Annotated in this window: 23 protein-coding genes and 1 pseudogene; 15 read left to right on the top strand and 9 right to left on the bottom strand. The window is 71.2% G+C overall.

Annotated features, from left to right (window positions below):
- Positions 1-85: 85 nt before the first annotated feature.
- Entirely contained in the window at positions 86-970 is an 885-nt protein-coding gene (locus tag B5557_RS33695) for a class I SAM-dependent methyltransferase (protein WP_173877761.1), read from the bottom strand.
- Positions 971-1,289: 319 nt separating this feature from the next.
- Here B5557_RS33695 and rpsA point away from each other — a divergent pair, with 319 nt between their 5' ends.
- The 4 genes from rpsA to B5557_RS33715 all read left to right on the top strand — a co-directional run bounded on the left by rpsA (position 1,290) and on the right by B5557_RS33715 (position 5,042).
- On the top strand, positions 1,290-2,789 hold the full coding sequence (rpsA, locus tag B5557_RS33700; RefSeq protein ID WP_079663013.1) for a 30S ribosomal protein S1: 1,500 nt from the start codon (positions 1,290-1,292) through the stop codon (positions 2,787-2,789).
- 197 nt (positions 2,790-2,986) lie between these two features.
- A complete protein-coding gene (locus B5557_RS33705) occupies positions 2,987-3,925 on the top strand; it encodes a PAC2 family protein (protein WP_079663014.1) in 939 nt (312 codons plus the stop codon).
- A gap of 65 nt (positions 3,926-3,990) precedes the next feature.
- Positions 3,991-4,611, top strand: coding sequence for a dephospho-CoA kinase (coaE, locus tag B5557_RS33710; protein WP_079663015.1), 621 nt, complete (start codon positions 3,991-3,993; stop codon positions 4,609-4,611).
- 50 nt (positions 4,612-4,661) lie between these two features.
- A complete protein-coding gene (locus B5557_RS33715) occupies positions 4,662-5,042 on the top strand; it encodes a tetratricopeptide repeat protein (RefSeq protein WP_079663016.1) in 381 nt (126 codons plus the stop codon).
- Between the two features lie 130 nt (positions 5,043-5,172).
- Here B5557_RS33715 and B5557_RS33720 read toward each other — a convergent pair whose 3' ends face one another.
- On the bottom strand, positions 5,173-5,439 hold the full coding sequence (locus B5557_RS33720) for a DUF6343 family protein (RefSeq protein WP_079665143.1): 267 nt from the start codon (positions 5,437-5,439) through the stop codon (positions 5,173-5,175).
- A 208-nt stretch (positions 5,440-5,647) separates the two neighbouring features.
- Between B5557_RS33720 and B5557_RS33725 the strand changes: the two genes are divergently transcribed.
- From B5557_RS33725 to pip, 3 genes are all read left to right on the top strand, one after another.
- A complete protein-coding gene (locus tag B5557_RS33725) occupies positions 5,648-6,331 on the top strand; it encodes a class I SAM-dependent methyltransferase (protein WP_079663017.1) in 684 nt (227 codons plus the stop codon).
- Positions 6,332-6,406: 75 nt separating this feature from the next.
- Positions 6,407-7,156: a uracil-DNA glycosylase gene (locus B5557_RS33730; protein ID WP_079663018.1), complete on the top strand. Its 750-nt coding sequence runs from the start codon at positions 6,407-6,409 to the stop codon at positions 7,154-7,156.
- Between the two features lie 27 nt (positions 7,157-7,183).
- Complete coding sequence (gene pip / locus B5557_RS33735) at positions 7,184-8,140, top strand: prolyl aminopeptidase (protein ID WP_079663019.1); 957 nt, start codon at positions 7,184-7,186, stop codon at positions 8,138-8,140.
- An 11-nt stretch (positions 8,141-8,151) separates the two neighbouring features.
- Here pip and B5557_RS33740 read toward each other — a convergent pair whose 3' ends face one another.
- Both B5557_RS33740 and B5557_RS33745 read right to left on the bottom strand, forming a co-directional pair.
- Positions 8,152-9,609, bottom strand: a complete 1,458-nt coding sequence (locus tag B5557_RS33740; protein ID WP_079663020.1) for a LamG domain-containing protein — start codon at positions 9,607-9,609, stop codon at positions 8,152-8,154.
- 66 nt (positions 9,610-9,675) lie between these two features.
- Complete coding sequence (locus B5557_RS33745) at positions 9,676-10,422, bottom strand: GntR family transcriptional regulator (protein ID WP_231976117.1); 747 nt, start codon at positions 10,420-10,422, stop codon at positions 9,676-9,678.
- A gap of 153 nt (positions 10,423-10,575) precedes the next feature.
- Between B5557_RS33745 and B5557_RS33750 the strand changes: the two genes are divergently transcribed.
- Entirely contained in the window at positions 10,576-12,057 is a 1,482-nt protein-coding gene (locus tag B5557_RS33750) for an NCS1 family nucleobase:cation symporter-1 (protein WP_079663021.1), read from the top strand.
- Positions 12,058-12,071: 14 nt separating this feature from the next.
- On the top strand, positions 12,072-12,785 hold the full coding sequence (locus tag B5557_RS33755; RefSeq protein ID WP_079665144.1) for an aspartate/glutamate racemase family protein: 714 nt from the start codon (positions 12,072-12,074) through the stop codon (positions 12,783-12,785).
- 394 nt (positions 12,786-13,179) lie between these two features.
- Here the strand turns inward: B5557_RS33755 and B5557_RS33760 are convergent, their stop codons facing one another.
- A complete protein-coding gene (locus B5557_RS33760) occupies positions 13,180-13,413 on the bottom strand; it encodes a hypothetical protein (RefSeq protein ID WP_180291682.1) in 234 nt (77 codons plus the stop codon).
- Positions 13,414-13,647: 234 nt separating this feature from the next.
- On the opposite strand from B5557_RS33760, the gene B5557_RS33765 reads away from it, so the two are divergent.
- The 4 genes from B5557_RS33765 to B5557_RS44355 all read left to right on the top strand — a co-directional run bounded on the left by B5557_RS33765 (position 13,648) and on the right by B5557_RS44355 (position 17,968).
- Entirely contained in the window at positions 13,648-14,025 is a 378-nt protein-coding gene (locus B5557_RS33765; RefSeq protein ID WP_079663022.1) for a hypothetical protein, read from the top strand.
- Positions 14,026-14,359: 334 nt separating this feature from the next.
- Positions 14,360-15,454, top strand: a complete 1,095-nt coding sequence (locus B5557_RS33770; RefSeq protein WP_079663023.1) for a beta family protein — start codon at positions 14,360-14,362, stop codon at positions 15,452-15,454.
- A gap of 198 nt (positions 15,455-15,652) precedes the next feature.
- Positions 15,653-17,551 (top strand): FUSC family protein, encoded by a 1,899-nt coding sequence (locus tag B5557_RS33775; protein WP_079663024.1) that lies wholly within the window; start codon positions 15,653-15,655, stop codon positions 17,549-17,551.
- A gap of 240 nt (positions 17,552-17,791) precedes the next feature.
- Positions 17,792-17,968 (top strand): hypothetical protein, encoded by a 177-nt coding sequence (locus B5557_RS44355; RefSeq protein WP_099937587.1) that lies wholly within the window; start codon positions 17,792-17,794, stop codon positions 17,966-17,968.
- 4 nt (positions 17,969-17,972) lie between these two features.
- Here the strand turns inward: B5557_RS44355 and B5557_RS33780 are convergent, their stop codons facing one another.
- The 3 genes and pseudogenes from B5557_RS33780 to B5557_RS45455 all read right to left on the bottom strand — a co-directional run.
- On the bottom strand, positions 17,973-20,012 hold the full coding sequence (locus B5557_RS33780) for an ABC transporter ATP-binding protein (protein ID WP_443031300.1): 2,040 nt from the start codon (positions 20,010-20,012) through the stop codon (positions 17,973-17,975).
- Positions 20,013-20,154: 142 nt separating this feature from the next.
- A complete protein-coding gene (locus B5557_RS33785; RefSeq protein WP_079663025.1) occupies positions 20,155-20,595 on the bottom strand; it encodes a hypothetical protein in 441 nt (146 codons plus the stop codon).
- 382 nt (positions 20,596-20,977) lie between these two features.
- A pseudogene (locus tag B5557_RS45455) lies at positions 20,978-21,710 on the bottom strand (ATP-binding protein); the annotation flags it as partial.
- A gap of 250 nt (positions 21,711-21,960) precedes the next feature.
- Here B5557_RS45455 and B5557_RS33795 point away from each other — a divergent pair.
- The gene (locus tag B5557_RS33795) at positions 21,961-22,821 is read left to right on the top strand and encodes a helix-turn-helix domain-containing protein (protein ID WP_079663026.1); all 861 of its coding nucleotides are present in this window, start codon (positions 21,961-21,963) and stop codon (positions 22,819-22,821) included.
- Positions 22,822-23,097 (top strand): DUF397 domain-containing protein, encoded by a 276-nt coding sequence (locus B5557_RS33800; protein ID WP_079663027.1) that lies wholly within the window; start codon positions 22,822-22,824, stop codon positions 23,095-23,097.
- Between the two features lie 254 nt (positions 23,098-23,351).
- On the opposite strand, the gene pdxR is transcribed toward B5557_RS33800, so the two are convergent.
- Positions 23,352-24,800, bottom strand: a complete 1,449-nt coding sequence (gene pdxR, locus B5557_RS33805) for a MocR-like pyridoxine biosynthesis transcription factor PdxR (RefSeq protein WP_079663028.1) — start codon at positions 24,798-24,800, stop codon at positions 23,352-23,354.
- Positions 24,801-24,885 lie beyond the last annotated feature (85 nt).

Genomic DNA, 24,885 nt, shown 5'->3' on the forward strand with positions numbered 1-24,885 from the left:
AGGGGGCAAGGGGCGGGAGAACGCCACGTGACGCACCCATGGCGGCTGTCCCGGGACAGGCCCCGGGGCAGGCCCTGGTCCCGTGCTAGTCCCGCTCGCAGACGAAGATCGCCGTCCCCGGGATCAGGTTCCCGCGCAGCGGGGACCAGCCGCCCCACTCCGACGAGTTCCAGGCCGGCCACTCCGGCTCGACCAGGTCCACCAGCCGGAACCCCCCCGCCACGACGTCACGGACCCGGTCGCCGAGCGTCCGGTGGTGCTCCACGTACACCGCGCGGCCCTCGTCGTCCTGCTCGACGTACGGAGTGCGGTCGAAGTACGAGGACGACACCGACAGGCCCTCGGGACCCGGCTCGTCCGGGAACGCCCAGCGGATGGGATGGGTCACCGAGAACACGAAACGGCCGCCCGGCCGCAGCACCCGCCGCACCTCCCTCAGGACCAGCACCGGATCGGCCACGAAGGGCAGCGCCCCGTACGCCGAGCAGGCCACGTCGAACGAGCCGTCCGCGAAGGGCAGCGCGCCCGCGTCGGCGCACACCAGCGGAAACGCGCCACCGATGCGCAGCGCGTGCTGGAGCTGGCGGTGGGAGATGTCCAGGGCCACCGGATGCGCGCCCTGCGCGGCCAGCCAGCGCGCGCACTGGGCCGCGCCGGCGCCGATCTCCAGGACGGCCTTCCCCTTCAGCTCCTCCGGCGGGCCGAGCAGCTCGGCCTCCACCTCGTCCAGGCCCTCGGGACCCCACACGAAGCGGTCGTCGCCGAGGAAGGTGCCGTGTTCGATCTGGTATTCGTCCGCGTTGCGGTCCCACCAGCCCCGGTTGGCCCGGGAACTCTCGGCGACGTCGGCATCACGTCGGGTGGCTTCCGGCTCGAAGGCCGCCGTCTCGGACGATGCGGGCTCTTGGATGATCGGCTCCCTCGTCGTACTCTTCCGTGCAACCCGCCCGACGGTGCCACCTGGTGTCACCGAAGGGGCTTCCTGCGGCCTGCGTGGCCTCGGGAGAAAGGTTGTGTGCCGGGTATGCGGCGATCCGCCCCGGGTGTGCGCCTTCGCGCATTGACCCTGCCCGGCTGCCCCCGTATGCTACAAGTTGCGCTGCGGGCCTGCGCACCTCAGACGTAGCAGGCTGCGCTCGCATCTGTTGTATGTCCCCTCGGTTCTCGAGGTGCCATCACCAGTTTCTGGTGGGGCGCCTCCTAAGCTGTCCGGCTTCTTCAGAGCGATCACGGGCTCCCGGCGTAGCAGTACCTACGACTTTCTGTCCGTAACCGGAGCCCTTTCCCACATGACGAGCAGCACCGAGACCACCGCCACCACCCCGCAGGTTGCGGTCAACGACATCGGTAACGAGGAAGCCTTCCTCGCCGCGATCGACGAAACGATCAAGTACTTCAACGACGGCGACATCGTCGACGGCGTCATCGTGAAGGTCGACCGGGACGAGGTCCTGCTCGACATCGGTTACAAGACCGAAGGCGTTATCCCGAGCCGTGAGCTCTCCATCAAGCACGACGTCGACCCCAACGAGGTCGTCGCCGTGGGCGATGAGATCGAGGCCCTCGTCCTCCAGAAGGAGGACAAGGAAGGCCGCCTCATCCTGTCCAAGAAGCGCGCTCAGTACGAGCGTGCCTGGGGCACGATCGAGAAGATCAAGGAAGAGGACGGCATCGTCACCGGTACCGTCATCGAGGTCGTCAAGGGTGGCCTCATCCTCGACATCGGCCTCCGTGGCTTCCTCCCGGCCTCCCTCGTCGAGATGCGCCGCGTCCGCGACCTCCAGCCCTACGTGGGCAAGGAGCTCGAGGCGAAGATCATCGAGCTGGACAAGAACCGCAACAACGTGGTCCTGTCCCGCCGCGCCTGGCTGGAGCAGACCCAGTCCGAGGTCCGCCAGACGTTCCTCACGACCCTCCAGAAGGGGCAGGTCCGCTCCGGTGTGGTCTCCTCGATCGTCAACTTCGGTGCCTTCGTGGACCTGGGTGGCGTCGACGGTCTGGTCCACGTCTCCGAGCTGTCCTGGAAGCACATCGACCACCCCTCCGAGGTCGTCGAGGTCGGCCAGGAGGTCACGGTCGAGGTCCTCGACGTCGACATGGACCGCGAGCGCGTCTCCCTGTCGCTGAAGGCGACCCAGGAAGACCCGTGGCAGCAGTTCGCCCGCACCCACCAGATCGGCCAGGTCGTGCCCGGCAAGGTCACGAAGCTGGTTCCGTTCGGTGCGTTCGTCCGCGTGGACGAGGGCATCGAGGGTCTGGTCCACATCTCCGAGCTGGCCGAGCGCCACGTGGAGATCCCGGAGCAGGTCGTCCAGGTCAACGACGAGATCTTCGTCAAGGTCATCGACATCGACCTCGAGCGCCGTCGCATCAGCCTCTCGCTGAAGCAGGCCAACGAGTCCTTCGGTGCCGACCCGGCCTCGGTCGAGTTCGACCCGACCCTGTACGGCATGGCCGCGTCCTACGACGACCAGGGCAACTACATCTACCCCGAGGGCTTCGACCCCGAGACCAACGACTGGCTCGAGGGCTACGAGACCCAGCGGGAGGCGTGGGAGCACCAGTACGCCGAGGCGCAGCAGCGCTTCGAGCAGCACCAGGCGCAGGTCATCAAGTCCCGCGAGGCGGACGAGAAGGCCGCTGCCGAGGGCGGCGACACCGCGGGTGCGGCTCCGGCCGCGACCGGCGGCGGCTCCTACTCCTCCGAGGGCGCCGACACCTCCGGCGCGCTGGCCTCGGACGAGGCGCTTGCCGCGCTGCGGGAGAAGCTGGCCGGTGGGCAGAGCTGACGCCCACCGAGCAGTAGTAGCTCTGCTTCGCAGTAGCTCATAGCTCATCCTGACTGAGGGCCCGCACCTTTCGAGGTGCGGGCCCTCAGCGTTGCCGTGCAGCACTGCGCAAGAGCCGGCTGATCAAGAACCTCCAGCGGGAATGCCCACGCCGCCACGGGCGTTGTGCAGTAGGAACACGAGGAGGAGCGGTCCAAGTGCTTGATCCGCAGGGTTTGTACGCATGGGAGCCGAAAGGCCTGGCAGTCGTCGACATGGCGCTGGCACAGGAGTCGGCCGGACTTGTCATGCTCTACCACTTCGACGGATACATCGACGCGGGCGAGACCGGCGACCAGATCGTCGACCGGCTGCTCGACTCGCTGCCCCACCAACTCGTCGCCCGCTTCGACCACGACCGGCTCGTGGACTACCGCGCCCGCCGCCCGCTGCTGACCTTCAAGCGCGACCGGTGGACCGAGTACGAGGAGCCGGCCATCGAAGTGCGACTCGTGCAGGACACCACCGGAGCACCCTTCCTGCTGCTGTCCGGCCCCGAACCGGACGTGGAGTGGGAACGCTTCGCCGTCGCCGTCAAACAGATCGTGGAGCGCCTCGGCGTCCGCCTCTCGGTGAACTTCCACGGCATCCCCATGGGCGTCCCGCACACGCGCCCCGTGGGCCTCACCCCCCACGGCAACCGCACGGACCTCATGCCCGGCCACCGCAGCCCCTTCGACGAGGCACAGGTCCCCGGCAGCGCCGAAGCGCTCATCGAGTACCGCCTCATGGAAGCCGGCCACGACATCCTGGGCGTCGCTGCGCACGTCCCCCACTACATCGCCCGCTCGACCTACCCGGACGCCGCCCTGACCGTCCTGGAGGCCGTCACGGCCGCGACCGGCCTGGTCCTGCCCGGCATCGCGCACGCCCTGCGCACCGACGCCCACCGCACCCAGACCGAGATCGAGCGCCAGATCCAGGAAGGTGACGACGAGCTCACCTCCCTCGTCCAAGGCCTGGAACACCAGTACGACGCCGCTGCCGGCGCCGAAACCCGCGGCAACATGCTCGCCGAGCCCGTCGACATCCCCTCCGCCGACGAGATCGGCCTCGAGTTCGAACGATTCCTCGCAGAACGCGAAGGCGAGGGCTGACCACCCCCACAGCCCACAAGGGCCTGCCGGGTGCAATGTCACCGGCAGGCCCTAAGCTTCCGCTCATGCTGAAGGTGGGCCTGACCGGCGGGATCGGCGCCGGCAAGAGCGAAGTGTCCCGGCTGCTCGTCGAATGCGGAGCCGTGCTCATCGACGCGGACCGCATCGCGCGCGAAGTCGTCGCACCCCACACCCCCGGCCTCGCGGCGGTCGTCGACGCCTTCGGCGAGGCCATCCTCGCCCCGGACGGCAGCCTCGACCGCCCCCGGCTCGGCTCGATCGTCTTCGCCGACCCCGAGAAACTCGCACGCCTCAACGCGATCGTGCACCCCCTCGTCGGCGCCCGCTCCCGAGAACTGGAGGCGACCGCCCCCGAAGACGCCGTCGTCGTCCACGACGTCCCCCTCCTCACCGAGAACGGTCTCGCCCCCCTGTACGACATCGTGGTCGTCGTCGACGCCGACCCCGACACCCAACTCGACCGGCTCGTCCGGCTGCGCGGCATGACCGAGGACGACGCCCGCGCACGCATGGCCGCCCAGGCGACACGCGACAAACGCCGGGAGATCGCGGACATCGTGATCGACAACGACGTACCGCTCCCGGAACTGCGACGGCGCGTGCAGGACGTATGGGCCGACCTCGTGCGCCGAGCGCACCCGCCACACGAGACCGCCCCGGAATAGCGGTCCGTGCTCCGCGCGTTGAACCCTCCGAGCAAGGGAAGGATTTTTCCGTGCCCGATACCGCAGGTTCGACCGGACGTACTCCGGAGACGCACGTCATCGACTTCCGTGCCGCGGAGCAACTCCTCGCCGCACGGGACCCGCGGGGCGCGGTGAAGCTTCTCGACCAAGTCATCGCCGCGCACCCCGAGAACACCGCCGCCCGGCTGCTACGCGCGCGTGCCTTCTTCGCCGCCGCGCAACTACGCCCCGCCGAGCTGGAGTTCACCGTCGTCCTGGAGCGCGAGCCGGACAACGCGTTCGCGCACTTCGCGCTCGCCCGCACCTACGAGCGGCAGGGCCGCGGCGACCAGGCCAAGCGCCACTTCCGGCTCGCCGCAGCACTCGACCCCAACCCGCAGTACCTGAAGGCAGCCCGCTTCGAGACCTGAGGACGACCCCGACGGGACGAACCAGACGGGGACGACCCCGACGGGACGACCCCGACGGGGACGACCCCGACGGGACCACGGCGCTCGTCAGCGCCAGCCCGTCAGCGGGAGCCCGTCAACGGCGAGCCCGTCAGGGGTGACGGTGCTCGGGCGGCCGGTACGGCGGAATGTCCCGCCCCGGCTGATAGTGCGGGCCCTGCCGGATGTGCCGGACGATCATCGTCAGATCCACCGTGATCACCAGCCACAGCACCCCACACGCCGCCGCCCACCCCGGGCGCCCCGCCAGGGTGAACGCGGCCGTCCCGAAGATCGCCCAGGCCAGCCCCCACAGAGACAGCCACAGCCGCATCCTCAGTGCACTGCGCGCCGTCGTCGGCTCACTGCCCGTACGCATCCCGATCACCGCTCCTCCTTGCAACGTACTCTTCGGCACCGACGTTCTCCAGAGGAGCCCCGACGCCGCCGAGAGGCGCTTGGCGGAAGAGCCGGTCAAGCCGCCCCGAAAGTTGCCCGAACAGACACCTCTCCCTCGAACGAGTGAACCGACCAGGATGCGGAACGCTCAGCCACAGCCAGCCCGTTGGACGGGCATGCGACGACACATGCGACAGGGATACGAAGGAACAGGCCCCGGCGCGATCACGCCGGACGGCTGCGCGGTCGAGTTCTACTCGCGCCTCCCCGTGAAGGACGAACCGGACATCATCTCCGCGGCGGTCCCCCCGGGCGCGCACCTCCTGGAGCTGGGCAGCGGAGTCGGGCGAGTGACCCACGCCCTCCTGGAGCGGGGCTTCACCGTCACAGCGGTGGACGAGTCCGCCGAAATGCTGGAGCGCGTCCGCGGCGCGCGCACCATATGCAGCCCGATCGAAGACCTCGACCTGGGCGAGACATTCGACGTCGTGATGCTCGCGTCGTTCCTCGTGCACAACGGAGACGTCGACGTGCGCACAAGGATGCTGCGCGCCTGCGCACGCCACATCGCCAAGGGCGGATGCCTGCTGATCCAACGAGAAGGAGAGGACTACCACACCAACCTGCCGCGTGAACGCGTCGACCCGAGCGGCTTCACCGTACGGATCTCCTCGGTCGGCCCCCTCGAGAACGGCGTCCGCTCCGTGCGCGCGGAGTACGAGTTCCCCGACGCGGTATGGACACAGACCTTCCGGACCCGCGCACTCACCAAGGACCAGTTCGAGCAGGCCTTGGCGGAGGCAGGCCTGAGAGTGGACCGATACCTGACGGACGACCGGATCTGGGTGAGGGCGGTGCCAGTGGAGGAGTAGGCGAGGAAAGGGGCGGGAGGGGGGAGGGGAAGGCCCCTCCCCAGGATTTGTCCCGTGCAGTCGTACCGTGGGGACATGGCCGCCCCCGACGCTCCCGCCGCCCTCGCCGAGCTGGACCGGCGGGTCGTGGGCTGTGGGGCGTGTCCTCGGTTGGTGGAGTGGCGTGAGGAGGTGGCTCGTACCAAGCGGGCGGCCTTCGCCGACTGGACGTACTGGGGGCGGCCCGTGCCCGGGTTCGGGCCGCCCGATGCCCGGCTGCTGATCGTCGGGCTCGCTCCGGCCGCGCACGGCGGGAACCGTACGGGCCGTATGTTCACCGGTGACCGTTCCGGGGACGTGCTCTACCAGGCGCTGTACGACGTGGGACTCGCCTCGCAGCCCACCTCCGTCTCCGTCGGCGACGGACTGGAGCTGTACGGCGTGCGCGTCACCTCGCCCGTGCACTGCGCGCCGCCCGCCAACAAGCCCACCCCCGGGGAGCGGGACACCTGCCGGCCCTGGCTGGTGCAGGAGCTGCGGCTGCTGCGGCCGACACTGCGTGTGGTCGTCGTGCTCGGCGCGTTCGGCTGGCAGGCCGCGCTGCCCGCGTTCGCGGAGGCGGGCTGGACGGTGCCCCGGCCTCGACCTGCCTTCGCGCACGGGACCCGGGTGCCGCTCGCCGACCCGGACGACGGCCCCGGCCTCGACCTTTTCGGCTGCTTCCATGTCAGCCAGCGCAACACCTTCACCGGCCGGCTCACCCCCGGCATGCTGCGGGACGTGCTGCACTCGGCCGCACGGGCGGCGGGGCTGGCCGGGACGGCGGGCGATATCGGGGCGACGTAGGCCCGCGTCGGATCGTACGGTGCCTCGATGGGCCTGTATCCGGAGATCGAACCGTACGACCACGGCATGCTCGACGTCGGGGACGGCAACCGCGTGTACTGGGAGACCTGTGGGAACCCGCGGGGCAAGCCCGCCCTGGTGTTGCACGGGGGGCCGGGTTCCGGGAGCGCGCCGTACTTCCGGCGGCTCTTCGACCCCGCCGCGTACCGGATCGTGCTGCTGGACCAGCGCGGGTGCGGGCGGTCCACCCCGCATGCGAGTGCGTACGACACCGACATGAGCGTCAACACGACGGCTCACCTCCTCGCCGATCTGGAGTCGCTGCGGCGATGGTTGGGGATCGGGCGGTGGCTGGTGTGGGGTGTGTCGTGGGGGTCGGTGCTGGGGCTGCGGTATGCGCAGACGCATCCCGGGGTGGTGAGCGAGCTGGTGCTGACAGGGGTCGCGACGGGGTCCGATGCCGAGGTGGACCTGTTGACCAGGGGGTTGGGGAAGGTGTTCCCGGAGGCGTTCGAGGGGTTCCTGGCTGGGCTGCCGGAGGGCGAGGCACGGGCCGGTAACCTGGCGGCCGCATACAACCGGCTGCTGGAATCGCCCGATCCCGAGGTGCGGGAGCGGGCGGCGGGGGCGTGGACGGACTGGGAGACGGCGACGATTCCGGCGCCGCCGCGGTCCGTCGAGCGGTTCGAGGACCCGGTGTTCCGGCTGGGCTTCGCCCGTACCGTCACCCACTACTGGGGCAACGGTCACTTCCTGGACGGAGAGGGCGCCGTGCTGGCGGACGCTCATCTCCTCAAGGGCGTCCCGGGCACCCTCGTGCAGGGCAGCCTCGACTTCGGCAACCTTCTCGGCACCGTGTGGCGGCTCCATCACGCCTGGCCGGGCTGCGAGTTGGTGGTCGTGGACGAGGCGGGGCACGACGTGGGGGCGCCGGGCGTGGCGGAGGCGCTGGTCGAGGCCACCGACAGGTACGCCCGGCGCTGACGCCGCTCGGGTCAGACGATGCGGGCCGCGGCGAGCGGCCGTGACGAGACGGGGTGGGCACCGTCCCGGTCGGTGTTGACGCCCCACCGGTAGCGGGAGAACTCCCCGGTGGCGTTGGAGGCATAGAACATCATGTGGCCGATGCCGACGCCCTGGAACTGTTCTTCCTTCACGAGGCTGACCATGCGGGTGTCGGGGTACTTGGGGTAGTTGGTCAGCGCGTACACGCCGTGCGGTTCGGCCGTGCAGTCGACCACTTCGACGGCGTACTGGGTCTCTCCGGTGAAGTCCCCGACTCCGCTGAAGACGCCCTTGACCTCGCGGACCATGACGATGTGGCCGGTGCTGCCCTCGACGTCGCCGCTGTAGTCCACGGCGATGAGGTCGCCGGGCCGAAGGTCCGTGACCTTGCGGATCTGCTGGAAACGGGGGCCGGCGGTGCCGCTGGCGAAGGCCTGGCGGTAGTCGGCGGCTTCGGGGATGCGGTCCTGGAAGTACTGGGTGAAGTAGGCGTCGGTGGCCCATCCGTAGGTGTGGTTCAGCACGCGGGTGACGAAGGACGAGCAGCGGGCCAGCGCGATCCAGCTGGACAGGTCGTCGGGGGTGCCCCAGGTGAGGCTGGACGGGGAGCCGATGAAGTAGACGTTGTTGAGTCGGGCCGTGCGGCCGCTGATCAGGGAGACTTCGTCGGCGTCGAGGGCGCGGCCGTAGGCGCGGACGTCGTCGACGGCGCCCTTGAACTGGTTGACGTATGCGCCGCTCCAGCGGGCCCGGCCTATGTTGAAGCCCTGGGGCGCCGCCCATGACAGGGTGGCGTCGGCGGTGCCTTCGAGTACGCCGTTCACATAGAGGTGGACGCGGGCGCCGTCCCACACTCCGGTCAGGTGGGTCCACTTGCCGAGCACGGGGGCGGTGGTGCCGAGGGCGGAGATCTTGACGCTCTGGTCCTCGGCGCGCACCTTGAACGCCCAGGCACCGGCCGCGTCGTCGTACTGGAGCAGGAAGCGGCTGCAGCCGGTGCCGTCCTGGCTGACCGCCGTGTACATCTTCGTCAGGACGGCGTCGTTCGCGAGGCGTACCCAGGCGGAGACCGTGAACGCGGTCGTGGTGTCGAGTACGGAGGCGGTCGCGGCGTAGGCCTCGTTCAGGGTGAGTTCGCCGCCTGCCCGCAGGGTCGTCCAGCTCGCGCCCGGGCCGAGGGTGACGGGGTGGTCGCGGCCGGAGAGGTCGGCGCCGGATCCGTCGAGGGGCCAGTGACCGCTCAGGCCGGTGGGCAGGTGGCCGGCCGCCAGGAGACGCTGGTACTGGACCATGCGCTCGGCCTCGGCGAGATGCGGTACGCCGACCGGTGTGAACGGGGTGTCCAGTGGGGCGGCGGCGGCCGCGCTCCCGGCGCCGCCGATCACGCCGGTCACCGCGCCCGCCCCCACGAGTGCGGCCCCGCTCAACAGCCCACGTCTGCTGACCATGTTGGTGTTCTCCGTCCCGTTTCTGCGAATCTCCTGTCGGACACCTGTCCGAAGAGTCGGCAGAGTCTAGGCGGAAGACCGGGTGGAAGATTGAGCGGACGGTTGTGCGGACGGTTGTGCGGACGGCTCTTGGGACGGCTCTGAGGGCGTGGTGTCGGCCGATGTCCCGAAGAGGTGTCGCACGGTGGAGCGGTAGTTGGCCTGCACGTGGTTCAGGGCGTGGGTGCGGGCGCGCTCGGGGTCGCCGGAGGCGATGGCGTCGTAGAGCTCCTGGTGTTCGGTGAGGAGTTGGGGCCATTCCTCGTTGCGTCGGGTGAGCCATTGCAGGCGGCCGCCGACCGGTTCCATGACGGAGATCAGCAGGGTGTTGCCGGCCATGGCGAGGAGGCGGTCGTGGAAGCGGGTGTTGATGTCGGTGATCGCTTCGGCGTCCCCGGTCTCGGTGGCGTGTGCCGCGCTCGCCAGCAGTTCCCGCAGGTCGGCGAGGTCCTCCGGGGTGGCGCGGGCGGCGGCCAGTCCGGCCGCGTACACCTCCAACGCCTCGCGCAGTTCGAAGAGTTCCTTCACGTCGGTGGGGCTCAGTCGCCGTACGACCGTGCGGCGGGGGGTTTCGAACAGGACGAAGCCCTCGGCGACCAGTGCCCGGATGGCCTCCCGGACGGGAACCCTGGAGACACCGAACCGGTCGGCCAGCTCCCGTTCGACGAGCCGGTCGCCGGGGCGCAGTCGACCGGCGATGATCTCCTGCCGCAGGGTTACCAGGACGCGCTCGCGCACCGCTCCGATCGGTTCGACCGGTTCGATCTTCGTCATGGGCCCATCTTCTCCGATGCGAGGGGGCTTTTACGGAGCCGTAACAGGAAGGACATCGGTCAGAACGCTTGACGGCGGGACCATGTCGCCAGTTTGGTATACCAAACGTTCGGCCCAGCAGTCCTCCTCTGTCCCCTTGCCCATGGAGGCACCGTGTCCCTCGCCGACAGCGCCGAAGCCACCGGCGCACCAGCGTTCGTCCCTGACCCCCGGCTCACCAACGAAGACCTCGCGCCCGCCGAGCAGCGGAACTGGAAGGTCTTCGACCTCTTCGCCATGTGGATGTCGGACGTCCACAACCTCGGCAACTACACCTTCGCCGCCGGCCTGCTGGTCCTCGGCATGAACGTGTGGCAGATTTTCACATCCCTCCTCGTCGGCTTCGTGCTCATCTACATCGGCATGAACTGGATGGGGAAGATCGGCCAGCGCCACGGTGTGCCCTTCCCGGTGGTCAGCCGCATCAGCTTCGGCGTCTGGGGCGCCAACATCCCGGCCCTCATCCGCGCCGTGATCGCCATCATGTGGTACGGCATCCAGACCTACCTCGCCTCCGTCGCCGTCAACGTGATGCTGCTGGCGGCCTGGCCGGGCCTGGAGTCCTGGACGCACAGCTCCTTCCTGGGCCTCGACGCGCTCGGCTGGGTGTCCTTCCTGTCCCTCTGGCTGATCCAGGCGCTGATCATCAGCCAGGGCATGGAGTCGGTGCGCAAGTTCCAGGACTTCTGCGGTCCGGCGATCTGGCTGGTGATGATCGCGCTGGCGATCTGGGTCCTTTCCAAGGCCGGCTGGACCATCTCGCTCACCTCCACCCCGCACCCCGTCTCCGTGGGCGAGCAGTGGCGGCAGTGGTTCGGCGCGATCGGACTGATCCTCGCCACGTACGGCACGCTGATGTTGAACTTCTGCGACTTCTCCCGCTTCGCACCCGACTACAAGACGGTCCGCCGCGGCAACTTCTGGGGGCTGCCGCTCAACTCGACGGCGTTCGTGGTCGTCTCCGTGATCGTCACCGCCGGCTCGCTGGAGGTGTTCGGCGAGGCCATCACCGATCCGGCGGAGCTGGTCGCCAAGGTCGGCAACACCTGGGTGCTGGTCCTGGGCGCGCTCACCTTCGCCATCGCCACCATGGGCGTCAACATCGTCGCCAACTTCGTCTCGCCGGCGTACGACCTCGCCAACGTCTGGCCGCAGAAGATCAGCTTCAAGGTCGGCGGCATGATCAGCACGGTCGCCGCACTGGTCGTCACCCCCTGGAACCTCTTCTCCAACCCGACCGTCGTCAACTACTTCCTCGGCGGCCTCGGCGCGTTCCTCGGCCCCCTGTTCGGCGTGATCATGGTCGACTACTACTGGGTCAAGCGCGGCCGCGTCGACGTCAACGAACTGTTCGACGCCACCCCCGGATCCCGCTACTACTACCGCAAGGGCGTCAACCCCAAGGCGCTGTGGGCGTTCCTGCCCTCCGCGGCGGTCGCGGCGGTGCTCGCGCTGGTGAAGACGTTCAGCGACGTGGCCCCGTACTCCTGGTTCATCGGGACGGCCCTCGGGGCCGGCCTGTACCTGCTGCTGTGCCGCAGCGAGCGGACGGCAGGGTCCTTGGCGACCGCTACCGACAAGCCCGTGGAGGTCTGAGAAGCGTGCGGAACGTGCGGATCGTCGTCACCAACTGCAACACCACGCAGGAGATGACCGAGGAGATCGTACGAGGTGCCCGGGCCGCGGCAGGTCCGGGCACCACCGTGATCGGCCTGACCCCCGACTGGGGACCCGAGTCGGCGGAGGGCTGGCTCGACAGCTATCTCTCGGCCGCGGCCGTCATGGATCGCCTGCGCACCTACGACGGCCCGCCCTACGACGCCGTCGTCATGGCTGGCTTCGGTGAGCACGGCCGCGAGGGCGTACGGGAGCTGGTCGACGTGCCCGTCGTCGACATCACCGAGGCCGCGGCCCATCTGGCCTGTCTGCTGGGCCGCCGCTACGGCGTCGTCACCACCCTGGAACGGTCCTGCGGCCAGATCGAGGACAGCCTGGAACTGGCGGGGGTGGGCCGTAACTGCGCCGCTGTCGTCGGCACCGGTCTCGGCGTTCTCGACCTGGGCGACGCCGACCGCACGGAGGCGGCCTTCCTCGCGGCCGCCGAGCGGGCCCGTCAAGCCGGCGCCGAAGTGCTGGTGCTCGGCTGCGCCGGCATGACGGGGCTGCAGCAGGCGGTGGGAGACAAACTCGGCCTTCCGGTCGTCGACGGCGTCGGGGCGGCGGTGAAGTTGGCTGAGGCACTGGTGGGACTGGGCCTGACGACCAGCCGCGCGGGGAGCTTCGCAAAGCCGGTACCGAAACGACGCGTGTGGCGCGCCGAGTAGCGAAGGACCGTGAAGCGGCGGATACGGGGAGGACGGGCGAGCGGCGAAGCGCCCGCGGGGGCAGCGGGGCAGCGGGGCAGCAGGGGCTGCGGAGCCGCAGGTCGGTGGGGCCGTAGACGCAGGGGCTGTGAAGCCGCAGGTCGGTAGGGCCGGGGAGTCGTATGGTCGCAGCACCGCAGCACCGCAGCACCGCAGCACCGCAGCACCGCAGCACCGCAGCACCGCAGCACCGCAGCACCGCAGCACCGCAGCACCGCAGCACCGCAGCACCGCACCGCAGGGCCGTAGCCCGCAGGGTCGCCAGGGGCCGCGCGGTTGTCGGGCCGGGCGCGCGATCGTCGGGCCGAGCGGGCGGGGACGCACGGGAGTGGCCCCGGGGCGGTGACGGGGCGGTTCACGGGGACTCCTTGGGGCCGGGTGCCCGTGGGGCGCGGCCCTTTCGGAACTCCTCGTCACGCTCGGCCGCCTCGACCCGCTCGACGCGGTAGAGGCGCACCTGCGGTGCGGCCCGCGCGCGCGGATCGACGCTGAGCCGGTCCGGCGGCCCCAGCAGCCGGTGCACCAGCGCGCCCGTCCATCCCCGCATCCGCAGGCCGGCCAGCGACACGTACCGCCGTCCGTCTTCCACACACCTCTCCACAGACCCGCTCCCCCCGTCGCACTTCCGTCGTGACGCACTGTGACGACACCTCCCATTGAAGCGCGCCCCACTGACAATCGCCTCGCGACGGATAACCGTTGGACAACCCCGCCCCTCCCTCGCCAGGCTTCCTCCCGTGCGGAGCAAGCGTCTCGGCCGTTTCACGGCGGCGGACTTCTTATGGGCCACGCCGGAAGTCCCGGCGGGCCCCGGAGGTCTGCCATGTCCCGAACCGTCCATCACGTCCGCCCCCGACACCGCGTCAACCCTGCTCACTGGCCGGCCGAGAGCCTGAACCTGGACACCGGCCACCGTCTCGTCGCACTCCGCTACAGCGCGCAGGAACTGACTCGTGCGCGGCGCGAGCGGCGTCGCCCGCTCCCCGTCCAACTGGCACACACGTTCTGCGCCTACACCTATCCCCGGTCCCTGAACGCGCAGGTCGACGGCCCGTACGAGTCCCGTGCGCGCGCCGCTCTGGCCGTGTTCCGCTCGACCGCCCGCAACCGCCTCCGGGCGGCCTCGCCCGGCGCTCTCCTCTCCGTGGCCGAGGAACTGGACCACCCGCCGACCCGTCACCGCCACCAAGACCTGTGGTAACTGGGCCCCAGGGCCTGTCCGGCGGATCATGCCGCAGACGTGGGGGATGGCACGCCCTCCCCCACTCTCGGCTTCGCTCGAGCGGGAGGTGCCCCAACCGGCGTTGTCGTCGGTTGCCGCCGCTCCGCCTCGACGCCCTCCTCCGCCTTGCAGGTGGACGCACCATTCCCCGCTCACCCGCGTCGATCAGGCGCCGCTGCTTTCCTGCGACTTGATCCGCCGGACAAGCCCTCGTTCGTTTCTGGCCGGAAATGCGCTCTTTCGTTACCAAGAATGCCCAATCACCCTGTGACCAGGGGCGACAGGCGATTCGGCGGGGCGAGGGGGAGCCGCGATGGTCGAGCCGATCTATGTACCGGTCCTGCCGACGCGGCGGGACGCCTGGACTGCCTACGAGGCGCTCGATGCCCTCATACGGAGACGAATCGCGCCGCTGTGGACACTCGTCCCGCACTCAGGACCGGAGCGGACGCGAGGCGTGCCGGCCGCCCTGGAAGCTGCCGGTGACCAGGCCGCGTTGGGACGCTGGCTCACCCCACGGGTGGACCGGCTCATCACGGCCATGGACGGAGGGCCCGGCTGGGTCGATGCCGCCCACGTCGAGGGCCGGGTCGAAGGGGCGGCCGTCGGCCTGTGGCGGCTGGCGACCAGGAGCCGTCTGCGCCTGGTCACCGGCCCGGAACGGGACCCCACGCTGCAGCGCTACACCGCCGACCTCGCCTTCCTCAGCGGCCGCGGGCTCGGCATACGGCTGCTCGTCGACGAGCCGCCCGACGAGCCCTGTTCGACGAGACTGCTGGAGCTCCTCGACCGGCTCTGCCTGCCCGTGTCGCAGACCGACCTCATCCTGGACATGGGCGCGGCCACGGAGGGGGACGAGACGGCGAAGAACGCCATCGCCGCCCTCGACCTGCTGGGAACCCTCCGGCGCTGGCGCACGGTCGTTCTCACCTCCGGCGCCTTCCCCCGCACCCCCGACCAGCCGGCCACGGCCGTCCGGTACGAGGTGCGGCGCCACGACCGGCAGCTCCACCATGCGGTGCGCGTGGCTCGCCCAGGGTTTCCCACAAGGGTGATGTACGGCGACTACTCCGTGGAGCACGCCTTCAGCGCCAACGCACCCTCAGGCGACGACCAGTACGGCCCGCCCTGGGGTCTGCTGCGCTACACCACTCCGGACAGCTTCCTCATCGCCCGTGCGCCCCTCAGGGGCCGCGAACGCGTCGACCGGGTGCGTGCGGCGGCGCGCTGGATCACCGAGTCCGGGTGGTTTCGAGGGGTCGACCACAGCGCGGGGGAACGCTGGCTGCACGCGTGCGCCGGGGGAGAGGGCTCCGGGGGCTCGGGCAACGCGGAGACATGGATCAAGGCGGGGCACATCCAGCATCTGAACTTCGCCGTGCACCAGCTGATGAGCACCTGGGCATGACACCTCCTCCGCCGGCGTTGCGTTCATAAAGAAAGCGGGATTCGGGTCAGCCGTCACCTCGCCGAAACGCAACCGTCCCAACCTCTCCAAGACCGCCCTCTACCGTGGACACCACAGCTCACAGCACGCAGCTGACCCGACCGCCCCGGCCACCGTCGCCCGAAGGCACACCCCCGCCCTCGTCACGACAGGAGCTTCGTGTCCCCGCGCTCGTCCGCATCCCTTCGCTCCCGCGCATACCCCGCTCTCCCGCCCTGGCTCGCCCACGCCCTGCGCGCCCAGCGCGGGCCCGTGCCCTGGAGCGCGGTCACGCGGGGAGCGCTGGCCGCGGGGCCCCTTCTGCTGGTCGCCGTTCTCGCCGGGCGGACATCCCTCGGGGTCGTCGCCGCCATTGCCGCCATGCTCGCCGGGATCAACGACCGGCCCGGCAGCCGACGGGCCTCCGTCCGGCGGCTCGGGGTGCCCGCGCTCGCGGGAGCGGCAGGGCTGCTCGTCGGGACGTACGTCGGGGGTCACGTCGGGGCCGTCGTACTGACGGTCGTCCTCACCGGCCTCGGCCTCGTCGCCGGCGGGATGAGCGCCATCGGGCCCGTCGCCTCCGGGGCGGGCACGCAGTTGCTGGTGGCCGCGGCGATCGGGGCCGGGATGCCGGTGCCGGAGCCAGGACGGCTGCTCGCCCTCGCCTTCCTCGCCGGGGCCGGCTGGCTGCTCGCCCTGCGGCTCGTGCTGCCCACGCCGGGGGCCATGACCGGGGACTTCCGGTTCGACGGGGAACGGGACGCGGTGGCCCGTGTCTACGACGCCGTCGCGGAACTCCTCGACGCCGTCGGCACCGAGCACGCCACCGACCGCCGCGCCGCGCTCACCGCCGCCCTCGACCACGCCCAGGACGCCCTCGCCGGACCCCGGCTGCGGCGCTACGCGAGCTCCGCGGCCGAGCGGCGGCTGCACGCCCAGTACGCCGCCGCGTTGCCCCTGGCCGAAGCCGCGACCGCGCTCGCCTGGAGCGGGGAGCCCGTCGCCGAGCGGGCCTCGGCCGGGCCCCGCCGGCTCGCCGCCGCCGTACGGGAGAACTCGCACACGGGGCCGCTGCCCGCGCCCTCCCGGTCCGCGCCCGCGCTGCGCGCCCTCGACGACGCCCTGCTGCACGCGGCCGACGCGTTCGACCAGGGGAACGGCGGCGACCTGCACACCCGTCGGCGCGGCGCCCGCGACCTGCTGCGCACCGCGTGCGGTCCGGGCGGGCGCGAGTACGGGCTGCGGGTCGGCCTGTCCTTCGGGGCCAGCGCCGCCATCGCGCAAGGACTGCACCACTCCCACTGGTACGGGCAGCACACGCACTGGTACTGGCTGCCCGCCACCGCCGTCTTCCTGGTCAAGCCCGACCTCGGACCCCTGGTGTCCCGGGTGTTGTGCCGGGCCGCGGGAACCGTGCTCGGGGCGCTGCTCTTCGCCGGGTTCGCCGCGGTGCTGCCCCGCCCGGAGGGGCTCGTCGCGCTGGTCGCTCTCTGCGGTGCGCTGATACCCGTGTCCACCCGGCACTTCGCGGCCCAGACGGCCGTCGTCACCGTGCTCGTACTGTCCCTGGTGATGGTCGGCGGGGAGCCCCAGGCCTCCGTCAGCCGGATCGCGGAAACGCTCCTGGCCTGCGCGATCGTCCTGATCGTCGGCCATCTGCCGATGCCGGGGGAGCGGGGCGGCCAGGTACGGGCCCGGCTCGCCACGGCGGCCGGCGCCGCACACGCCTACCTCACCCACGTCCTCGACGGCTCCGACGTCGGCTCCGACGACCGTGCCGCCCGCTGGACCCTGCGCCGCGAGGCCTACCGCACCCTCGCCGAGGCCCGCACCGCCATCGCCCTCGCCGCGCACGAACTGCCCGCCCTCGCCCGGCACACCGAGGGAACGGACGAGGTCGCCGCCCTCCTCGAACGCCTCGTCGACACCACCACCGCCTGCGCCGTCCACCTCGACGACACCGGACGACTCACCCTCCGCCACCGCGAACGACTCGCCGAGCTCCTCGCCGAACTCGCCGCACGAACGCAGCGGGTGGGCCTGCCGACGCCCCCGCCGGTCCTGCCGATGGCCGTATAACCCCCGAGCCTGCCCGCCCCTCGCCCTCGCCCTCGCCCTCGCCCTCGCCGTCCGAGCCCTGCGCGCGACCTCGCAGCCACGTACAGTGTCCGGTGCGTTCGGAAAGTTACCGAGTCCTCACGGTCCGTGCCGGACCCGTGTCAACTACGTCTCAGTACCGCAACTGAGCGAGGCGTTCGCGGTCCGATGAGCGTTAACTCCTACAAGTCACGACGCTTTGACGCTTATCGGAGGTGCGAGATGGTGAACGGGCGAACCGTGCTCGAACGCTTTCCCGCGGGAGGGCCGCGCGGGTCGTGGCCTGCGGAAGAGTTCGCGCACGCCCGACGCATGGAGGGGCTGCCCGCCGAGGTCGTCATGGACCTCGCCACGGACACCTTCCTGGTGGTCGTCCGGAGCGGCGACGCCGCGCGGTGACCCGTCAGCCCGCCTGCGACGGGGCGGGCACGGGCACCGGCACCCCCGTCGTGAACTGCTCGGCCTGCAGCGCGTACAGCTCGGCGTAGACGCCCCCGCCCGCCAGCAACTCGTCCGGGGTCCCCGACTCCACCAGCTTGCCCTGGTCCAGGACGTGCACCAGGTCCGCATGCCGGACCGACGCCAGCCGATGGGTGATCAGGACGACCGTCTGGCCGCTGCCGGCCAGCGCGCGGATCTTCTCGAACACCTCCAGCTCGGCCCGGGCGTCCAGCGCCGCCGTCGGCTCGTCCACGATCAGGATGCGCCCGCGCCGGTAGGCCGCCCGCGCGATGCCGAGACGCTGCCACTGACCGCCGGACAGCTCATGCCCGCCGCTGAAGTGCCGGGCCAGCAGGGTGTCCAGACCCCGCGGCAGATCCTCGACCACCTCCTGCGCGCCCGCCTCGGCGACCGACGCGGCCAGCCGCTCCTCGGTGAGCGGCGCGGCACTGCGGCCGATGGCCACGTTGACCCGCGCCGTGAACGGCCACCGCTTGAAATCCTGCGCCACCATCGCGACCCGCTCGGCCAACTGGTGGCGGTCCGCGTCCGCCGCGTCCACGCCGTCCCACAGGATCCGCCCCCGGTCCGGCTTGTACAGCCCGGCGAGCAGCTTCACCAGGGTCGTCTTGCCGGAGCCGTTCTCGCCGACGAGCGCGATGATCCGGCCGAGGGGGAGCGTCAGGGTCACGTCGTCGAGGGCGGGGCGCGCCGACTCACCCGGGTAGCCGAACGTGACGTTCTCGAAGCGGATTTCGCGCGGCTCCTCCGGCAGGGCCGCGCCGCCCTCCGGGATCGCCTGTTCGGCCGCTTCGACGTACAGGCGTTGCAGGTCGCCCACGAACAGGGCCTCCTCGTGCAACTGGTTGACCTCCACGACGAGGGTGTTCAGGCTCGCTGAGCCGCTGCGGATCGCGATCACCGCGGTGCCCGCGACCGCCAGGGCCATCGTCCCCGTGAGCAGCAGCGCACCGAGGGTGGCGTAGGTCGCCACGGTCGCGAGCCCCGTCCAGGCGGCCGCGATCAGGCCGGTGCGGGCGGCGAGCCGGGCCAGCCGGGCCTGTTCGGCCTCCGCGGTCTCCGACATCGAACGGAAGTGCCGCAGCAGGAACGGGCCCACGCCGTGCACACGGATCTCGGGCGCCGCCGCCGGCTCGGTGAGCAGACTCGCGATGAGATGACCCGCGCGCGCGTGCTGCACCCAGGTGTGGAACGACTCGTAGCGTCGCCGGGCGTTCGTGAGCGCGCTCCAGGCGCTGGGCAACGTCATCGTGACCAGCAGCGGCAGCAGCAGCGGATGCAGCACCGTGAGCACGCCGGCCGCCGCGGCCAGCGAGATCAGCGCGTTCACCACACGCGTGCCGTATGTGATCATCCGGCAGGCGGACCGGGCGCCGTACTGCGCGGTGTCCAGCAGCTTGTGGAAGGCGTGGTCCTCGATCGCGGCCAGCTCCACCCCGGCCGCCCGCTCCAGGTACAACTCGGTCGCCACCCGTTCCACCTTGGGCTCCAGCCGCCCGGTGGCATACGTCGACGCGGCCCGCAGCAGCGCCCCGAAGAGGAGTACGACGGCCATCGCGACCAGAGCGGGAGCGGCGCCGCGCAGCCGGTCCTCGATCGAGCCGCCGGTGACCAGCCGGCCCAGCACGGAGTTCACCGCGAGCAGGCTCACCGCTTGCGTCACTCCCCGTCCCGCCTCCGCGGCCAGCACGATCCGGGCGGCCCGCGGGTCGGCCTGGCGGGCCAGCCGGAGACTGGTGGAGAGCAGGGAGGGCAGCCGGATGATCATGGCGCGGAAGTTCAGCTCCAGGAAGGCGTCCCGGTGCTGGTTCCACCCCATGTCGTAGCGGAGCGGGCCGCCGAACAGCAGCCGCTCGGACTCGGACACCTCACGCTCGTCGCACCCCTGCGACTTCCGAGCCTCCTCCGCCTTCTCCGCCTTCTCCGCCTTCTTCGCCTCCTCCGCCGTGTCTTCCTTCTCCGCCTTCCGCGCCTGTCCCACCGTCGGCCTCCCCAAGTGGTCGTGGACGACGGCCACTATCGCGGGACGAGCCGCGTGAGGGCAGGGCGCGGGACGGGGAACCCGGGACGCGCGGGCGTGCGCCGGGGACGGCGCGCCGGACTGCCCCACGGGCAGTCAGGGACTATGCGCTGATCGGCCGCGACCAGATGGGCGTCGTGCCCGTGAGGCGGCACAGGGCCAGGTAGAGAGGGATCGGCGGGGTGTACGGAAGTGTGCCGTCCGGTCGGTGGATGAGGTCGGGGCGGCGCGGGCAGTCCGGGAGGATCGCGCCCGTGGCGTAGCGCGCGGGGGCGGGCCACTCCAGGGCGTAGTCGGAGTCGGAGGGGACCAGCCACCACCAGTGCGCGTCGTCGGCGTAGACACAGCCCATGCGCGGCAGACGCGGCATGAGCAGCGGGCCGAGATGGGCGGGCACGGAGACCGCGTCACAGCCCAGGGGGGCCGTCATGCCCTCCGGCACGGCCAGCCGGTGCACGGCGTCGGGAGCGCCGGCGGGTCCGCGCTGCAGGCGTACGAGCGTGTCGAGGGTCAGCACCGGAGCCCGACCGGGCACGGTGCTCATGTCCGTCCCTGCTCGCGGACGGGCTGCTCGCGGGCGGGCTGGAGGGGGAGCTGAAGCGGGAGTTGGAGGAGCAGCGGGAGGGCGTCGGCGGCGTGGCCGGATGCCCGAGTCCACCCGTCGTGGCCGTCACGGCCGTCGTGCTCACGAGCGTCGTGCCCAGCGGGACCGGCGTGTCCTGCGTGCTCGGCGGTGCGGTGCCATTGCGGCATCACGCGGGGGGCCGGACCGTCGGACGCGGTAGGCACGGCGGATGCCGTTGGTGCGGCGGACGCGGTCGGCGCAGCGGGTGTGGCCGGCAGTGCGGGTATGACCGGCCCGGTGGGCGCGGGGTGTGGTCGACTTGCGGCCGGGAGGGTCGCTTCCCGGTGGTGCTGCTCCGCGGGCTCGTCCTCGTCACCCGGGCCGTCGGCCGGTCCCGGCTTCGGGCGGGCGCCCCAGCCGAGGTCGTTACGGGGCCCGGCCGGGTCGGTGTGCGGCTCGCCCGGGATGTCGTCGAACTCGTCCAGGATGTCGAGGAGTTCGCCGAGGCCGGCGGGGTGCGGCTCGGCGGGACCGAGACGCAGACTGTCGCGGGGTTCGGCGGGATCGCCGGACACGCCGGCCCGGCGGGGCAGGTCGGCCCAGACCAGCAGGCCGGGGCCGTGCTCCTGCGCGCCCCAGGCGTGACACAGGGCCTCGACGAGCAGCAGCCCCCTCCCGTGCTCCTCCTCGGGACGCTGCGGGGAGGGGTGGGGCTCGCCCGGCGCGCATCCCTCGTCCCGCACGGCTATGCGGACCAGGTCGGCGCCGTCGTGCAGCTCGCAGACGACGATGTCGCTCGCGGTGTGCACGATCGCGTTGGTGACCAGCTCGGATATGACCAGGGCGGCGGAGTCGCAGGTGTCCTCGCACACCGACCAGCCGGTCAGCCGGGCCCTTGCCAGGCGTCTGGCCTGGGCGGGGGAACCCGGATGGGCGGCCAGTTCGAATCGGAACCGGCGCTCGGCAGCGGCCTGGTCAGGGCCTGCTCCCGCGCTGGCACCGAGACCCTGGGGGTGGCCTGCGGCGGCGTCTGTTCCTAAGGGCGCGGACGGAATCACGCTTGCCACTATCGCCCCGCCGTGAACACTTGGCAAGTGTCACTCTGAAAAATGCAGAGTGCTGTGTGACGCGGTGAAGGGCCGTGGCACACTGCTCGCGACAGCACGGCGAACGGCGCCAATGGGGATCAACGGAGACTCGTACGCATCCGTACAGAACTTCGAGTGGGTCTTCGAGTGGCGCCGTAGGGCTGCCGTAGGGCTGTCGGGATTCTTTTCGTGACCGGTCGGGTCGGGGCCCGCGTGAGCCCCGCGTGGGCCGGTCGGCTCTTTGTGGAGGTGGGGCGTGAGCGAACCGCGGTCCGCGCCGACGGTCGGACAGGTCGTCCTCGGCCGACGCCTGCTGGACCTGCGGGAACGCGCCGGGCTCAAGCGCGAGGAAGCCGCCCGCATCCTGCGCGTCGCGCCCGCCACCGTCCGCCGTATGGAGATGGCCGAGGTCGGCCTCAAGATCCCGTACCTCCAACTGCTCCTGAAGGCCTACGGCGTCACCGACGACGAAGCCGAGGGCTTCGTCCAACTGGCCGAGGAGGCCAACAAACCGGGCTGGTGGCAGCGGTTCCACGACGTCCTGCCGGGCTGGTTCTCGATGCACGTCAGCCTGGAGGGCGCCGCCGCCCTCATCCGCCAGTACGAACCCCACTTCGTCCCCGGCCTGCTCCAGACCGAGGACTACGCGCGTGGTGTCCTCCTGTCCGGCGCCATCGGCCAGACCCGACCGGAGGACATCGAGCGCCTCGTCGACCTGCGCATACAACGCCAGGATCTGCTCACTCGGCAGGACGCGCCCCGGCTGTGGGTGGTGATGGACGAGACCGCGTTGCGCCGCCCGGCCGGCGGCCCGGAGGTGATGCGCGCGCAGATCGACAAACTGCTCGAAGCCACGAAGCTGCCCAACGTAACGCTGCAGGTCGCCCCGTTCGCCAGCGGGCCGCACCCAGGCACGTACGGGCCCTTCGTGCTGTTCCGATTCGCCATGCCGGAGCTTCCGGACATGGTCTACAGCGAGTACCTGACCGGCGCCGTCTATCTCGACGCCCGCACCGAGGTGGCGACCCACCTCGAGGTCATGGACCGCATGGCGGCGCAGGCCGCTACAGCACATCGCACGAAGGAGATCCTCCGGGATCTCCGCAAGGAGTTGTGAATGGATCGCATCAAGACCCAGTCCAGGCCGCGGGTCCGCGCTCAGCGGATCTACAACGGCATGCCCGCCAGGGAACTGGGCAGCGAGGGCTGGCACAAGCCGTGGAGTGGCGGCAACGGAGGCAACTGCCTGGAGGCGATGAAGCTCGCCGACGGCCGGATCGCCGTCCGGCAGTCCACCGACCCCGACGGACCGGCGCTGATCTACACCTCCGACGAGATGACGGCCTTCATCGAGGGGGCCAAGGCGGGGGAGGCGGACTTCCTGCTGTCCTGACCGACCCGCCTGCTGCCTTTTCTGCTCTTGCCCTCCTTCAACCGCCCCCTTCAACCGCCCCCTTCGACTTCCTTGTTCTGGTACTGACTTGATGACTATGACTATTCGTGCCACATGCTTACGAAGCGCCTCATGACCGGGAGGACGACACCGCCGACGCCATCGTCCAGCATCCCGGGGTACGGGGCGGTGGGCCGCAAGCGCTGAAACCCGCCCAAGGGGGCACAGCCGAGGCACAGCCAGGGCCGGCAGGGTCAGGCGGGCCCAGGCTGTGCGTTCGGCGGCGGCAGCACGCGGCACAGCGCGTCCAACGCCGCCCCGTAGGCATGCTCCGGCGGAGTCGCGTATCCGACGACGAGCCCGTCCGACGGCGCCATGTCCGTCGCCGGATGCCGGAACGCGGCCAGGCCGTCCAGGGCCACACCCTGCCAGGCGGCCGCCTTCACCGTGGACCGCTCGGTGCCCGGCGGCAGCCGCAGCACCGCGTGGAGCCCGGCCGCGACCCCGGTGACCTCGACATGCGGCGCCTGCGCGGCGAGCGCCCCGACCAGCAGGTCCCGACGCCCGCGATAGCGCTGCCGCATCCGCCGTACGTGACGGTCGTACGCCCCGGACACGATCAGATCGGCCAGGCCCAGCTGATCCGGGACGCTCGCCCAGGCCTCCCGGTCGCCCTTGGCGGCCAGAACGTCGGCGACGTACCGCTCCGGCAGCACCATCCACCCGAGACGCAACGCCGGCGACAGGCTCTTGCTGACCGAGCCGACGTAGATCACCCGCTCCGGGTCGAGCCCCTGGACCGCGCCCACGGGCTTGCGGTCGTAGCGGAACTCCCCGTCGTAGTCGTCCTCGACGAGCACCCCGCCACACGCGCGTGCCCAGTCGAGCACCGCGGTCCGGCGGCTCGCGTGCAGCGGACCGCCCGTCGGGAACTGGTGTGCGGGCGTGAGGAGGACGGCCCGCTCGCGCCCCAGAAGGTCGACACGCGCCCCGTCCGCGTCCAGAGGCAGCGGAGTCGTCCGCACGCCCGCCGCGGCCAGCAGCCCCCGGTGGAAGTCCAGCCCGTACGCCTCCACGGCCAGCGGGCCGCGTAGCACCCCACTGCCGGTGCCGAACGGGCCGAACAGCAGGCGCAGCGCATGGGCGAAGCCCGAGCAGATCACGATGCGCTCCGGCTCGGTGCGCACGCCACGCGCGCGTGCCAGGTACTCCGTCAGGGCCTCGCGCAGTTCCCGGCGACCGGCGGGATCGCCGGGCCCGAACACCTCGTTGGGCGCCTGCTGAAGGGCCCGCCGATAGGAGGCGAGCCAGGCCGCGCGCGGGAACGACGACGCGTCCGGCGTGCCCTGCCGCAGGTCGTGCCGCGGGCCACGCGCGCGTGCGGGCGTCTCGACCGGCACCCGCTCGGCGCGCCGCAGGGGCTCGGCCCGCTCGGCGACCCGGGTGCCTGACCCCTGTCGGGCGGTCAACCAGCCCTCGGCGACGAGTTCCGCATACGCGTCGGCCACCGTGTTGCGGGCGACGCCGAGGTCGGCGGCGAGCGAACGGTACGGCGGCAGCCGGGTTCCCGGAGCGAGCCGCCCGCTACGCACGGCCTCGCGCAGCGCCCCGATGACAGCCGCCCGCCGCCCACCCGGCCCGGCCAGCTCCAGGTGCAGGTCGGCCCCGATCCGCTCCGCCGAATTGACCCACGAATCTGCCATGGAAATGCACCCTACAGCGGGTCTTTCCGACCCATAGGTTGAAGGACATGACGACGAACACGACCACGAAGACGAACACGCCGAC

The sequence above is a fragment of the Streptomyces sp. 3214.6 genome (assembly GCF_900129855.1).
Lineage (GTDB): Bacteria > Actinomycetota > Actinomycetes > Streptomycetales > Streptomycetaceae > Streptomyces > Streptomyces soliscabiei.